We start from the raw sequence: 363 nt of genomic DNA on the forward strand, positions 1-363 counted from the left end.
ATGCGGTGCCGGACACGCCCTATCGGGACTGGATCGACACCTATGCCGGCGCGCCATATCAGGCCGCCTGCCGCGAGGTTGGCGCGCTGATCGATTCCGCCGTCGCCCGCCGGCTCGGCGAGGCTCCCCACACGCTGCCGCGATGGGGCGAGCTTGCGACACGCTTCGCCACCGCGACCCGGCTGGAGGTCAGCTTCTGGGGGCTCGGGAAGGCATGACGCGGACCCCGGCTGACGCGGCGGACCCGATCCGCGTGACGGGCGAGGCACCGGGACTGTTCGCGCCCCTCTACCTTACCCTGCCGCATGGAAGCGTGACCTGCCTGCTCGGCGCCTCGGGCGTGGGCAAGTCCACCCTGCTGCG

Annotated in this window: 1 pseudogene; it reads left to right on the forward strand. The window is 72.2% G+C overall.

Going from position 1 to position 363, the window contains the following annotated elements:
* Positions 1-218, forward strand: a pseudogene (locus KTN05_RS17940) (thiaminase II); the annotation flags it as partial.
* Between the last annotated feature and the right edge of the window lie 145 nt (positions 219-363).

Source organism: Paracoccus sp. Z118, assembly GCF_019061185.1.
Taxonomy (GTDB): Bacteria; Pseudomonadota; Alphaproteobacteria; order Rhodobacterales; family Rhodobacteraceae; genus Paracoccus.